General features: G+C 72.4%; 11 protein-coding genes. All 11 read right to left on the reverse strand.

Translation table 11 applies throughout. The annotated features are described in order from the left end of the window. Positions 1 to 6: 6 nt before the first annotated feature. The 11 genes from AB0C87_RS18025 to infB all read right to left on the reverse strand — a co-directional run bounded on the left by AB0C87_RS18025 (position 7) and on the right by infB (position 13,660). Positions 7 to 630, reverse strand: coding sequence for an NAD(P)H-dependent oxidoreductase (locus tag AB0C87_RS18025; RefSeq protein WP_345174217.1), 624 nt, complete (start codon positions 628 to 630; stop codon positions 7 to 9). A 90-nt stretch (positions 631 to 720) separates the two neighbouring features. Continuing rightward, entirely contained in the window at positions 721 to 2,037 is a 1,317-nt protein-coding gene (locus AB0C87_RS18030; protein WP_345174215.1) for a pitrilysin family protein, read from the reverse strand. Positions 2,038 to 2,130: 93 nt separating this feature from the next. Beyond that, complete coding sequence (locus AB0C87_RS18035; protein ID WP_360578756.1) at positions 2,131 to 4,467, reverse strand: polyribonucleotide nucleotidyltransferase; 2,337 nt, start codon at positions 4,465 to 4,467, stop codon at positions 2,131 to 2,133. Between the two features lie 270 nt (positions 4,468 to 4,737). After that, entirely contained in the window at positions 4,738 to 5,007 is a 270-nt protein-coding gene (rpsO, locus tag AB0C87_RS18040) for a 30S ribosomal protein S15 (RefSeq protein ID WP_067792110.1), read from the reverse strand. Between the two features lie 341 nt (positions 5,008 to 5,348). Continuing rightward, a complete protein-coding gene (locus tag AB0C87_RS18045) occupies positions 5,349 to 6,290 on the reverse strand; it encodes a bifunctional riboflavin kinase/FAD synthetase (RefSeq protein WP_345174213.1) in 942 nt (313 codons plus the stop codon). A gap of 136 nt (positions 6,291 to 6,426) precedes the next feature. Then, on the reverse strand, positions 6,427 to 7,095 hold the full coding sequence (locus AB0C87_RS18050) for a hemolysin III family protein (protein ID WP_345174210.1): 669 nt from the start codon (positions 7,093 to 7,095) through the stop codon (positions 6,427 to 6,429). Positions 7,096 to 7,205: 110 nt separating this feature from the next. Beyond that, the gene (gene truB, locus AB0C87_RS18055) at positions 7,206 to 8,075 is read right to left on the reverse strand and encodes a tRNA pseudouridine(55) synthase TruB (RefSeq protein WP_360578527.1); all 870 of its coding nucleotides are present in this window, start codon (positions 8,073 to 8,075) and stop codon (positions 7,206 to 7,208) included. 100 nt (positions 8,076 to 8,175) lie between these two features. Continuing rightward, positions 8,176 to 9,300, reverse strand: a complete 1,125-nt coding sequence (locus AB0C87_RS18060) for a bifunctional oligoribonuclease/PAP phosphatase NrnA (protein WP_360578529.1) — start codon at positions 9,298 to 9,300, stop codon at positions 8,176 to 8,178. 167 nt (positions 9,301 to 9,467) lie between these two features. Then, positions 9,468 to 9,992 (reverse strand): 30S ribosome-binding factor RbfA, encoded by a 525-nt coding sequence (gene rbfA / locus AB0C87_RS18065; RefSeq protein WP_345174206.1) that lies wholly within the window; start codon positions 9,990 to 9,992, stop codon positions 9,468 to 9,470. A gap of 82 nt (positions 9,993 to 10,074) precedes the next feature. Further along, on the reverse strand, positions 10,075 to 10,383 hold the full coding sequence (locus AB0C87_RS18070) for a DUF503 domain-containing protein (RefSeq protein WP_345174204.1): 309 nt from the start codon (positions 10,381 to 10,383) through the stop codon (positions 10,075 to 10,077). Between the two features lie 190 nt (positions 10,384 to 10,573). Next, positions 10,574 to 13,660: a translation initiation factor IF-2 gene (gene infB, locus AB0C87_RS18075; protein WP_360578532.1), complete on the reverse strand. Its 3,087-nt coding sequence runs from the start codon at positions 13,658 to 13,660 to the stop codon at positions 10,574 to 10,576. Positions 13,661 to 13,687: the final 27 nt, after the last annotated feature.

Below are 13,687 nucleotides of genomic sequence, written 5' to 3' on the forward strand. Positions count from 1 at the left end.
CTATCGTCAGAAGCGCTTGCCCAGCTCGCGCGCCTCGGCGTGCGCGGTCTGGCGCCCGGTCTCGGCGTCGGCGGTGGCGAGGTTCGGGCGGAACTCGGCGGTGCCGATGTCGGTGATCCCCGTCCAGCGGAGCCAGCCCTCCAGGAACGGGGCCTGGTGGTCGCGGCCGAACGCGGGCCCGCGGCCCTCCCCGTAGACGGCGCTGGTGTAGACGACGGCGGCCTTCTTGCCCTTCAGCAGGCCGCTGTAGCCCTTCTCGGGATCGAAGCGGAACACCCAGCCGGGCTGCGAGACCACGTCGATGAACTGCTTGAGGATGTACGGGACGCTGGAGTTCCACATCGGGACGCTGAACAGGTAGCGGTCGTAGGAGTCGTAGCGCTCGAAGACCTCCCGGGCGGCCCGCCACGTGGCGGCCTCCGCGCCGGACGGCTCGTTCCCCGCGAGCACGGTCATCTTGGCGCCGGCTCCGGCGGGGCCGAACGCGGGCAGGCCGGCCTCCCACAGGTCGAGGTGGTCGACGGCGTCGCCGTGGGTCTCGCGGTAGGCGTCGAGGAACGCATCGGCCAGCGCCAGCGACTCGGACGCGGCGCCCCGCGGGGACGCGGAGATGTGCAGCAGACGGGACATGAGGGTCCTCTCACCAGAAAATACGGACCAAGGTCCGCTTACTCCTCGGAGATTAGCGGACCCTGGTCCGTTTAACAAGTGAGCGGTGCGTCAGGCTCCGAACTCGCGGTCCCCCACCGGGCCGATCACGGTCAGGGCCTGCGGGCCTGCCAGCACGTCGCGGGCGATGGCGCGGACGTCGTCGGGCGTGACCGCCTCGATGCGCGCCAGGACCTCGTCCACCGGCAGCAGCGACTCGTAGACCAGCTCGCTCTTGCCGATGCGGCTCATCCGGGAGCCGGTGTCCTCCAGGCCGAGCACCATGGCGCCGCGCAACTGGCCCTTGCCGCGCTCCAGCTCCTCGTCGTCCAGACCGTCGGCGGCCTTGGCCAGCTCGTCCCGGCAGATCGACAGGACCTCCTCGGCCTTGGCCGGCTGGCAGCCCGCGTAGACGCCGAACACGCCGGAGTCGGCGTACTGGGCCGTGTAGCTGTAGACGGAGTACGCCAGCCCGCGCTTCTCGCGGATCTCCTGGAAGAGCCGGGACGACATGCCCCCGCCGAGCGCCGCGTTCAGCACGCCGAGCGCGAACCGCCGCTCGTCGGTGCGGGACGTGCCGGCGCCGCCGATGATGATGTGCGCCTGCTCGGTGTCCTTGTCGATCACCACGCTGCGCGGGTCCAGCGGGACGGGCGCGCCGTTCAGCCGCGGCGCGGCGGGCGCGGCGTCGCCGTGCAGGTGCTCGGCGAACGCCGCCGACACCAGCCGGACCGTCTCGTCGTGGTCGATGTTGCCCGCCACCGACACCACCAGGTTCGACGGGACGTAGTGCTGCCGGTAGTAGCCGTGGATCCGGTCCCGGGACAGCGCGTTGATCGACTCCTCGGTGCCGAGGATGGGACGCCCGAGCGGGGTGTCGCCGTACAGCGCCGTGGAGAACTCGTCGTGGATCAGGTCGCCCGGGTCGTCGTCGCGCATGTGGATCTCTTCGAGGATCACGCCGCGCTCGGCCTCGACGTCCTCGGGCCGGTTCAGCGACGCCGCCACCATGTCGGAGACCACGTCCACCGCGAGGGGCAGGTCGGAGTCCAGGACCCGCGCGTAGTAGCAGGTGTACTCCTTGGCGGTGAACGCGTTGAGGTCGCCGCCGACCGCGTCGATCGCCGCGGAGATCTCCAGCGCCGACCGCCGCCTGGTGCCCTTGAACAGCACGTGCTCGAGGTAGTGGCTGGCCCCGGCGTCGGCGGGGGCCTCGTCGCGGGAGCCGACCGCCGCCCAGACGCCGAACGCCGCGGAACGCACGGTCGGCATCGTCTCGGTGATGATCCGCAGCCCGCCGGGCAGGACGGTGCGGCGGACCGCGCCGGCGCCGTCGGAGTGGATCGTGGTGGTGGTGCCGGGCTCCTGCGCCCGCGCCGGCAGGGTCACGTGTGGCTCACATTCCGTCGGGGGAAAGCGGCCGGCCGGCCGGTCCGCAGCCTCATCGCGCTGCGGATCCGGCCGGCCGGTCATGGGTTCTGATCAGGAGTTGCGCTGGCCGGCGTCGTCGTCGGACCCGCGGCGGGTGCGGCGGCGCCGCGGACCGCGCCGGTCGCCGTCGTCGCGGCGCTCGCCGGAGCCGCCGTCACCGGACGCCGGGGCGGAGGCGGGCTCGTCGCCGCCGTCCGTCTCGGCCTTCCCGGCGGCCTCGCGCTCGACCACCTCGACCGGCACCAGCGACAGCTTGCCGCGCTGGTCGATCTCGGTGACCTCGACCTGGATCTTCTCGCCGACGCCCATCACGTCCTCGACGTTCTCGATCCGGGCGCCGCCGTGCAGCTTGCGGATCTGCGAGACGTGCAGCAGGCCGTCCTTGCCGGGCAGCAGCGACACGAACGCGCCGAACGTGGTGGTCTTGACGACGGTCCCGAGGAACCGCTCGCCGACCTCCGGCATGTGCGGGTTGGCGATCGAGTTGATCGCCTGCCGCGCGGCCTCGGCGGACGGCCCGTCGGTGGCGCCGACGTAGATCGTGCCGTCGTCCTCGATCGTGATGTCGGCGCCGGTGTCGTCCTGGATCGAGTTGATCATCTTGCCCTTGGGGCCGATGACCTCGCCGATCTTGTCGACCGGGACCTTGATCGTGATGATCCGCGGCGCGTTCGGACTCATCTCGGCGGGCGCCTCGATGGCCTCCTGCATCACGTCCAGGATCGCCAGGCGGGCGCCCTTGGCCTGCTTCAGCGCGGCGGCCAGCACCGAGGCCGGGATGCCGTCGAGCTTGGTGTCCAGCTGCAGCGCCGTGATGAGGTCACGGGTGCCGGCGACCTTGAAGTCCATGTCGCCGAACGCGTCCTCGGCGCCGAGGATGTCGGTCAGGGTGACGTACTCGTCGCCCTCGTTGATCAGGCCCATGGCGATGCCCGCCACCATCTGCCGGAGCGGGACGCCCGCGTCCAGCAGCGACATGGTGGACGCGCACACCGAGCCCATCGAGGTGGAGCCGTTGGAGCCGAGCGCCTCCGACACCTGCCGGATCGCGTACGGGAACTCCTCGCGCGAGGGCAGCACCGGGATCAGGGCGCGCTCGGCGAGGGCGCCGTGACCGATCTCGCGGCGCTTCGGGGAGCCGACCCGGCCGGTCTCGCCGGTGGAGTACGGCGGGAAGTTGTAGTTGTGCATGTAGCGCTTGGTGCGCTCGGGGTTCAGCGTGTCGATCGTCTGCTCCATGCGGAGCATGTTGAGCGTCGTCACGCCGAGGATCTGCGTCTCGCCGCGCTCGAACAGCGCCGAGCCGTGCACCCGCGGGATGACGTGCGCCTCGGCGGTCAGCTGGCGGATGTCCTTCAGGCCGCGGCCGTCGATGCGCAGCCCGTCGCGGATCACGCGCTCGCGGACCAGCTTCTTGGTGAGGGCGCGGTAGGCGGCAGAGATCTCCTTCTCGCGCCCCTCGAACTGCTCGGCGAGCTTCTCGGTGGCGGCCGCCTTGATCTCGTCGAGCCGGGACTCGCGCTCCTGCTTGCCGGCGATGGTCAGCGCCTGCGCCAGGTCCCCGCTGACCGCGTCGGTGACGGCGGCGAGCACGTCGTCCTGGTAGTCCAGGAAGATCGGGTACTCGGCGGTCTCCTTGGCGGCGACCTCCGCGAGGTCGCTCTGCGCCTTGCACAGCGCCTTGATGAACGGCTTGGCCGCCTCGAGGCCCTCGGCGACGGTCTCCTCGGTGGGCGCGGTCGCGCCCTCGCCGACGAGCTTGATGGTGTCGCGGGTGGACTCCGCCTCCACCATCATGATCGCGACATCGCCGTCGGCCAGCACGCGGCCGGCCACGACCATGTCGAAGGTCGCGCGCTCCAGCTCGGGGTGGGTCGGGAAGCCGATCCACTGACCGTCGATCAGCGCGACGCGCACGCCGCCGATCGGGCCCGAGAAGGGCAGGCCCGCCAGCTGCGTGGACATCGAGGCGGCGTTGATCGCCACGACGTCGTACAGGTGGTCGGGGTGCAGCGCCATGATCGTCTCGACGACCTGGATCTCGTTGCGCAGGCCCTTGGCGAACGACGGGCGCAGCGGCCGGTCGATCAGCCGGCAGGTCAGGATGGCGTCCTCGGACGGACGCCCCTCGCGGCGGAAGAACGAGCCCGGGATGCGCCCTGCGGCGTACATCCGCTCCTCGACGTCCACGGTCAGCGGGAAGAAGTCCAGGTTGTCCTTGGGCTTCTTGGACGCGGTGGTCGCCGACAGCACCATCGTCTCGTCGTCGAGGTAGGCGACGGCGGAGCCGGCCGCCTGCCGGGCCAGCCGGCCGGTCTCGAAGCGGATGGTGCGGGTGCCGAACGTGCCGTTGTCGATCACGGCTTCGGTGGTCTGCGCACCGTCGATGCGCACGGCTTCTGTCACGGGAAACCTCCTCATGGGTTCCTTTTCGGTCCTCGCGGCCGTTTCCCGTTGGCTGTCACGCTGCCGGTCTTCGATCGAAGCACCCGGATCGAGAGCGCCGCCGACGCGGCGGAACGGATCCGGAAGCCACTACCGAGGACCGGCCCGCACCAGCGGTGTCCGCGAGGCTTGTCTGAAATTGGGGTCGGGGCCCGGTGGGCCCGCCGACCGTAAAAGGAAGGGAGTGGCCCGGCGGGCCACTCCCTCACCCTGCTAGCGCCGCAGCCCGAGTCGCTCGATCAGCTGCCGGTAGCGGTTGATGTCCTTGTTCGCGAGGTACTTCAGGAGCCGGCGACGACGGCCGACCAGCAGCAGGAGGCCGCGGCGGCTGTGGTGGTCGTGCTTGTGCTCCTTGAGGTGCTCGGTCAGATCGTTGATACGGCGCGTCAGCAGCGCGACCTGGACCTCCGGGGATCCGGTGTCACCCTCAGTGGTCGCGTACTCGGCGATGATCTGGTTCTTGGTGGCGGTGTCGAGCGACACGTGGCTCCTTCGATGGATTCGTCACCCGCAGATCCAGGCCCGGTGGGCGCACGGGTCCGCATGGTGCGTGTTGAAGAGGGTGGCGGGCCGCATGAGGGTGCAGCCAGCCGCGCCGGGGCCCTTCCCGGCGACTATTCACCGTACCACGGCGTGTTTACTGCGAGACCGGCCCGAGGGGCTCGCCCGGCGGCTCGCACCTCGACCGTTCTCGGGCGAGCGCGACCTCGCTTCGCGAGCTTCCCGGTGGGGGCTCGCCTTCGGCTTCGCCCCCACCGGCCAGGTCGCGCGCTCGCGCGACGGTCGAGGCGGTCTGCGTCAGCGCGGCGAGGCGTGAGACGGGCTCAGGAGGTGATCTCGCGGGCTCGGGCCACGTCGCGGTGCATCTCCTCGATCAGCGCTTCGACGGAGTCGAACTTCAACGTGTCGCGGATGCGGGCGGTGAAGTCGACGGCCATGTGCTCGCCGTACAGGTCGAGGTCGTCGCGGTCGAGGGCGTAGGCCTCCACGGTCCGCTCGCCCGCGCCCTCGAAGGTCGGGTTCGTCCCGATGGAGATCGCCGCCGGCCAGCGGAAGGCGGGGTAGCGGTCGGAGTCGCAGACCAGCCAGCCCCCGTAGACGCCGTCCGCCGGGATCTCCGTGTGCGGCAGCGTCTCCAGGTTGGCGGTGGGGAACCCGAGCGCGCGGCCCCGCTGGTGACCGCGCACGACGACGCCCTCGACGCGGTGCGGGCGGCCGAGCGCGTGCGCCGCCGCCTCGACGTCGCCCGCGTCGAGCCGTCCCCTGATGTAGGTGGACGAGATCGTGTCGCCGTCGGCCACCAGCGGCATGCCCTCGGCCGTGAAGTCGTACTTCTCGCCGAGCTCCCGCAGCAGCGCCACGTCCCCCTTGGCCTTGTGCCCGAACCGGAAGTCCTCGCCGACGATCACGTGGGCGGCGTGCAGCCGGTCGACCAGCACCGACTGGACGAACTCGTCCGGCGGCACCTTCGACAGCTCCAGCGTGAAGGGCACGACCACGACCGCGTCGGTGCCGAGTCCCTCCAGCAGCTCGATGCGGCGCCTGGTCGAGGCGAGCAGCGGGGGGTGCGTGCCGGGCCGGACGACCTCGTCCGGATGCGGGTCGAACGTGATGACCACCGAGCGGAGCCCGCGGCGGCGCGCCTCCTCGGCGGCGGCGCCCACGATCCGCTGGTGGCCGCGGTGCACGCCGTCGAACACCCCGATGGTGATCACCGAACGGCCCCAGTCTGCGGGAACCTCGTCGAGGCCATTCCAGCGCCGCACCATGCTCTCCCTGCGTAGGACGTTCCTGTCAGGTACTTCTTTGCCGTCCTCAAGAGTGCCATGCGGGGGCGGGGTTGGTCGCACCCAGGGGGCGTGGTGTGCGGCACCCGCCCCCTGGCGCATCCAGCGGACGGCGTCAGCCGGACTGGTAGACGACCAGCGACACCGCGATGTACTGCAGGACGTAGGCCGCCAGCGTGCAGGCGTGGAACACCTCGTGGAACCCGAACCAGCTCGGGGACGGGTTGGGGCGGCGCAGCCCGTACACCACTCCCCCGACGCTGTAGCAGATCCCCCCTGCCGCGACCAGGAGGCAGGCGGCCAGGCCCGCCCCGGACAGGAACTGCGGCAGGAACAGCACCGCCACCCAGCCGAGCGCGATGTAGAGGGCGACGTAGAGGGCGCGGGGAGCGCCGATCCAGGTCGTCCGGAACACGACCCCGGCGATGGCCCCGGTCCACACGATGGCGAGGACGGCCACGCGCACGGCGCCGTCCAGCGCCAGCACGGCGAACGGCGTGTACGTCCCCGCGATGATCAGATAGATGTTGGCGTGGTCGAAGCGGCGGAGCACCTCGATCAGCCGGTGCGACTGCTGCCGGTGGTACGTCCCCGAGATCCCGAACAGCATTCCCGACGTCGCCACGTACAGCGCCGACGCCAGCCGCGCCTCCGTACTCGGGCCGAGCGCCACCAGCACGAGCCCCGCGACGAGCACCGCGGGGAACGCGCCGAGGTGCAGCCAGCCGCGCAGTCGCGGCCGGGTGGGGGACGCCACCGGGGGGTCGTCTTTCACCGTGGTCACGGACACCTCCTCACGAACCTACGCCTAAGTAGGTTACGCGACCGTAGGTTGGTGGCGCATCCGTTCCTCCGGTGATGCTCGCCACGGGACGGCACCGCGCTCTCCCCGGGTCAGGAGACGAACACCGCGAGGGACTTGGCGACGGGGCCCCGCTCCTCGACGAGCGCGAGCAGCGTCCCGTCCGGCGCGAAGACGCCCACCGGGCCGGGCCCGAGGCCGACGGCCGGCAGCCGCCCGCCGTGCGCGACCTTGCGGGCGTCGTCGTCGGAGACGTCCCGCCGCGGGAACACCGCCGCGACGGCCTCGGCCATCGGCAGGATCTCCAGCTCCTCGGCGAGCCGGTCGAGCGTGCGCGCCATCGACAGGTCGTAGGGCCCGACGCGGGTGCGGCGCAGCGCGGTCAGATGGCCGCCGCAGCCGAGCGAGGCGCCGAGGTCGCGGGCCAGCGCCCGGATGTAGGTCCCCGACGAGCACGCCACCGAGGCGTCCACGTCGATCAGGCCGCCGTGCCGCCGGACGTCCAGCACCGTGAACTCGTCCACGGTCACCGGGCGCGCGGCGAGCTCCACGTCCTCGCCCTTGCGGGCCATCTTGTAGGCCCGCTCACCGTTCACCTTGATCGCGCTGACCTGCGGCGGGACCTGCTGGATCGTCCCGGTCAGCTCCGCGACGCTGGCCCGCAGCGCCTCCTCGGTGACGGCCTCGGCGGACGCGGTCGCGATGGTCTCACCCTCCGCGTCGTCGGTGTTGGTCGACTCGCCCAGCCGGATCGTGGCGTCGTAGCCCTTGCGGGTCAGCGCGAGATGCCCGAGCAGGCGGGTGGCCTTCCCGATCCCGAGGACGAGCACTCCCGTCGCCATCGGGTCCAGCGTGCCCGCGTGCCCGACCCGCCGGGTCTTGGCCAGCCGCCGCATCTTTCCCACGACGTCGTGCGACGTCCAGCCGGCGGGCTTGTCCACGATGACGAGTCCCGAATCCATGCTCTTGCTTCACCTCGAAGACGGCGGGCGGACGGAGGACGGCGATTCTAGCCGTCCCCACGCCCTGGCAGGTTCTCGCCAGGGCACGGCTTCGCCCCGGTCAATGGTCGGAGGGCAGCAGGGCGCGCAACCGGTCGAGCGCCTCGTCGACCGGCCCTCCCCAGACGAACCCCGCCATCTCGCGGTGACCGCCGCCGTCGAGCGCCGCGCACACCTTGCTCAGGTCGACGTGGCCCTTGGATCGGGCGGAGAAGTACCAGCGGCCGTCGTCGGTCTCCTTGCACACGACGGCGACCTCGGCCTCGTCGGTCCGGCGCAGCTGGTCGATGACGCCTTCGAGCTGCTCGTACGGCAGGCCGCGCCGGTCCGTGCGGGCGATCGCCGTCCAGACCAGGCCGCGGCCGCCCGCGGCGTCGCGTTCCAGCCGGGCCCGCGCCAGCGCGCCCGCGAGGACCTGCAGGTAGTCGAACGGGGCCCGGTCCCACAGCTCCCGGCTGACCGTCTCCGGCCGGACGCCCGCCGTCAGCAGCCGTCCTGCCAGGTCGTGGACCTCGGGTGTCGTGGAGGGGTACTTGAACGAGCCGGTGTCGCTGGCGAGCCCCGCGTACAGGCCCTGGGCGATGTCGCGGTCGAGCGGCACGCCGAGCCGGCGGATCAGCTCCTCGACCAGCACCGCCGTGGCGGCGGCGTCCGGGTCGACCAGCCGCACGCCGCCGAACCCGGTGTTGGACGCGTGGTGGTCGATGACGATCAGAGCGCCGGCCCGGTCGGCGGCGCCCGCGAGCGAGCCGAGCCGGGCCCGGCCCGCCGCGTCCAGCGAGATCATCAGCTTCGGGGCGCGCGGCATCCGGGCCGGGTCGACCAGCATCTCCTGGCCCGGCAGGAACCGCAGGATCGCCGGGACGCCGAACGGCTCCCCGAACGAGGCCAGGCAGCGTTTGCCGCACGAGCGCAGCGCCTGGGCGAGCGCCAGCATCGAGCCGAGCGCGTCGCCGTCGGGGACCACGTGGCAGGCGAGGCAGATCTCGTCGGCCTCGCGGATCAGCTCGACCGCGCGGTCCCAGTCGAGCGCGGCGGGCGCCCCGCCGGACCCGACCGGAAGGGCGGACCTGGACGGCGCGCCGCGCCCGTCCGCAACGCCCATCTCCGACGGACCGCCGGGCGCGGCTTCAGGCGGCACGCCGGGCGCGGGCTCGGGCTCCGGCGGCACGCCGGGCGCGGACATCGCACCGGCCTCGGCATGGCCATCGGATCTGGACGCCACGCCCGCCCCAGAGCGCGAACCCGGCCCAGAGCGCGAACCCTGGCCGGGGGGCGAGCCCTGTCCGGACCGGGCACTCTGGTTGCAGAATGCGCCGGGCACGGCGCGTGCCGCGGTCTCGGCCGGGCCGTTCACGATGACGGGCGTCCGGAGCGGCCGTCCTCACCGTCCCGCGCGGCGTCTTGCTCGTCGAAGCCGCCTTCGTCCTCGTCGAGGTCGTCGTCCTCGTCCTCGTCGGAGTCGGGCTCGCGGTAGGGATTGGCGTCCCCCGCGGGGGACGCGCCCTGCGCGGCCCGCGCGACCTCGGCGTCCTTGGCGCGCGCCTGGGCCAGCAGGTCGTCGATGTGCGCCGCGTTCTCCATCAGGGAGTCCATCACGAAGGTGATGCTGGGCGTGTGGCGGACGCCCGTCTTCCTGCCCACCTCCGACCGGATGACGCCCTTGGCGCTCTCCAGAGCGGCGGCCGTCTCGGCGCGCTCGCCGTCCGACCCGTACACCGTGTAGTACACGGTGGCGTCGCGGAGGTCGTTGGTGATGCGGGTGTCCGTCACGGTCACGAAGCCGAGCCGCGGATCCTTGATCCGCCTCTCCAGCATCTCGGCGACGATCTGCTGGATGCGGTCGGCGAGCTTGCGCGCGCGAGCTGCGTCCACCATGATCGCACTCCCTTTCTATGGTCTGAGCGGGAAGGTCGGTTCCCGCTCCTTCATTGTGGGGCGGGACCCGCCCGCGTGCCCGTCAGTCCTCGCTGCTGTACAGGCGCTGCCGGGCGGACAGCAGCTCGATCTCCGGCCGTCCGGCCACGAGCCGCTCGCACTGGTCGAGGACCTCGGTGCAGTTGGCCGCCGTGCCCGACACCACCGCCACTCCGATCTCCGCCCTGCGGTGGAGGTCGTTGTCGCCGGTCTCGGCGACGGCCACCGCCGGGAAGTGCTTGTGCACCTCGGCGATGACGGGACGCAGGACGGACCGCTTCTGCTTCAGCGAGCGGACGTCCCCCAGCAGCAGGTCGAGAGTCAGCGCACCCACGTACACCTGGTCGATCACCTCGAAGTCATCAGAGATGGAACGACGGAGGTCATCCACCGTGTTCCCGGACATGACAGACGCCAGGCTAGAAGATCCGCCTGGCGCTTGGTCACCCATTTAACGATCACATCGTCGGCGTGCCCGGAGGGGCCGCCGGGCCGGCCGCCCGCGCGGCCCCCCGAGGGGCCGCGCGGACCTGCCGTCCGCCTCAGTCGCGGGGCTTCTCCCGCATCTCGAAGCACTCGATGACGTCACCGAGCTTGATGTCGTTGTACCCGACACCGATGCCGCACTCGAAGCCCTCGCGGACCTCGGTCGCGTCCTCCTTGAAGCGGCGCAGCGACGACACCGTGAGGTTGTCGGCGACCACGACGCCGTCGCGGACGAGGCGGGCCTTGGCGTTGCGCTGGATGATCCCCGAGGTGACCATCGAGCCGGCGACGTTGCCGATCCGCGGCACCTTGAAGATCTCGCGGACCTCGGCGGTGCCGAGCTGGGCCTCCTCGAACTCCGGCTTGAGCATGCCCTTGAGGGCCGCCTCGATCTCCTCGATCGCCTGGTAGATGATCGAGTAGTACCGGATGTCGACGCCCTCGCGGTCGGCCAGCTCCTGCGCGTTGCGCTCCGGCCGCACGTTGAAGCCGATGATGACCGCGCCCTCGGACGCCAGCGACAGGTTGACGTCGTCCTGCGTGATCGCGCCGACGCCGCGGCGGATGATCCGCAGGTTGACCTCGTCGCCCACGTCGATCTTGAGGAGGGAGTCCTCCAGCGCCTCGACGGAACCGGACACGTCGCCCTTGAGGATGAGCAGCAGCTCCTGCCGCTCGCCCCGCTCCAGGTCCTTGAACAGCTCTTCCAGCGAGCTGCTCTTGCGGCTCTTGAGCAGTTCGGCGTTGCGCTTGCGCGCGACCCGCTTGTCGGCGATCTGCCGGGCGACGCGGTCGTCCTCGACGACCAGGAAGTTGTCGCCCGCGCCGGGCACGGCCGCGAGGCCGAGCACCATCACCGGACGGGACGGGCCCGCCTCCTCGACGCTGTTGCCGTTCTCGTCGAGCATCGCCCGGACGCGGCCGTTGGCCACGCCGCAGACGATCGAGTCGCCGACCCGCAGCGTGCCGCGCTGGACCAGCACGGTCGCCACGGCGCCCCGGCCCTTGTCCAGGTGGGCCTCGATGGCCGAGCCCTGGGCGGGCATGTCGGGGTTGGCCTTCAGATCGAGCGTGGCGTCGGCGGTCAGGACGATCGCCTCCAGCAGCCCGTCGATGTTGGTCCCCTGCTTGGCGGACACGTCGATGAACTGCGTGTCGCCGCCGAACTCCTCGGCGACCAGGCCGTACTCGGTGAGCTGCGCCCGGACCCGGTTCGGGTCCGCGCCCTCGACGTCGATCTTGTTGACCGCGACGACGATCGGGACCCCGGCCGCGGTGGCGTGGTCGATCGCCTCGGTGGTCTGCGGCTTGACGCCGTCGTCGGCCGCGACCACCAGCACCACCAGGTCGGTGGTGTCGGCACCGCGGGCACGCATGGCGGTGAACGCCTCGTGACCCGGGGTGTCGATGAAGGTGATCTTGCGGTCCTCGCCGTCGACGACGGTCTCGACCTGGTAGGCGCCGATGTGCTGGGTGATGCCGCCGGCCTCGCCCGCCTGCACGTTGGCGTGCCGGACGGCGTCCAGCAGCTTGGTCTTACCGTGGTCGACGTGACCCATGACGGTGACGACCGGCGGACGCGACTGGAGGTTCTCCTCGCCGCCCTCGTCCTCGCCGTACTCGATGTCGAAGGACTCGAGCAGCGCGCGGTCCTCGTCCTCGGGGCTGACGACCTGGACGTCGAAGTCCAGCTCGAGCCCGAGCTCCATCAGGTCGTTGGGGTCGACCGACTGGGTCGCCGTGACCATCTTGCCGAGGTGCATCATGATCGCGACGAGCGACGCCGGGTTGGCGCCGATCTTCTCGGCGAAGTCGGTCAGGGACGCGCCCTGCGGCAGCCGGATCGTCTTGCCGTTGCCGCGCGGAGCCGAGACGCCGCCGACGGCGGGCGCCTGCATGTTCTCGAACTCTTGACGACGCGCCCGCTTCGACTTGCGTCCGCGCGCCGGGCGCCCGCCGGGCCGCCCGAAGGCGCCCTGCGTGCCGCCGCGACCGCGACCACCGCCACCGGGACGGGGGCCGAAGCCGCCGCCACCGGGACGACCGCCGGCACCCGCGCGGGGCGCGCCGAAGCCGCCGCCACCACCGGGACGACCGCCGCCACCGGGACCGCGACCGCCGCCGCCGCCACCGGGACGACCGCCGCCGCCCGGACCGCGGCCACCGCCGCCACCACCCGGACCGCCGCGCCCGGGGGCGCCCGCGGGCCGCGAGGACGGCATGTTCATCGGGCTCGGACGCGGGCCGCCCGGACGGGGCGGCATGCCGCCCGGATTCGGGCGCGGGCCGCCGGCGCCGGGAGCGCCGCCCGGCCGCGGGCCGGGACGCGGACCGCCCGCGGCGCCGCCACCGCCGCCCGGGCGGTCACCGCCGGGACGGGGGCCGGGACGCGGCCCCGGCTTGGGCGCCTGGCCCATGCCGGTGTTGGTCGAGCTGAACGGGTTGTTGCCCGGACGCGGCCCACCGGGACCGCGACCGCCGCCACCACCGCCGCCACCCTGGCGCGGAGCGGGGCGCGGGCCGGGCTTCGGCGTGCGGGGACCCGGCTTCGGGCCTCCGGGCGCGCGGTTTCCGGCACCGGCTCCGGCACCGGCTCCGGCACTGGGAGCGGGCGCGGGAGCGGGCGGGGCGCTCGGGCCCTGCGCCGCGGGCGCGCTCACCGGCGTGCTCGGCGCCGGCGGAACGGGCGGGCGCGGCGCCGGCTGCGGGCCGGGCCTGGGCGCACCGCCCTGGCCGCCCTGGCCGCCGGGACCGCCCGGAACGCCGGGGCCACCCTGGCCACCGGTGCCACCCTGGCCACCGGGACCGCCCTGGCCACCGGGACCCGGACGGGGCCCAGCGGGCCGCGGACCCGGACGGGGCCCGGGGCGGGCACCCTGAGAATCGGAACCGCCGCCGGACGAACCCGGACGCGGCGGTGCGGACGGGCGCGGACCCGGCTTCTTGGGCGCGCTCCGTCGGTCGCCCTGCTTGGGGGCGGATGAAGAATTTGAGAAGGCTTCTGTCAGCCTGCGAACGACCGGCGCCTCAATCGTGGAGGACGCCGACCGTACGAACTCGCCCATTTCCTGGAGCTTGGCCATGACGACCTTGCTCTCTACTCCGAACTCCTTGGCGAGTTCATAAACCCGGACCTTCGCCACTGCACTCCCTACTCGGTCCGGGGGTGC

Origin of the sequence: Actinomadura sp. NPDC048021, assembly GCF_040653135.1 — a bacterium.
Taxonomy (GTDB): domain Bacteria; phylum Actinomycetota; class Actinomycetes; order Streptosporangiales; family Streptosporangiaceae; genus Spirillospora; species Spirillospora verrucosospora.

Coding starts and splice junctions, on each gene's coding strand:
- truB (WP_360578527.1), bottom strand. CDS start 8,075: ATGGATTCGGGACTCGTCATCGTGGACAAGCCCGCCGGCTGGACGTCG.
- rbfA (WP_345174206.1), bottom strand. CDS start 9,992: ATGGTGGACGCAGCTCGCGCGCGCAAGCTCGCCGACCGCATCCAGCAG.
- AB0C87_RS18025 (WP_345174217.1), bottom strand. CDS start 630: ATGTCCCGTCTGCTGCACATCTCCGCGTCCCCGCGGGGCGCCGCGTCC.
- AB0C87_RS18060 (WP_360578529.1), bottom strand. CDS start 9,300: ATGTCCGCGCCCGGCGTGCCGCCGGAGCCCGAGCCCGCGCCCGGCGTG.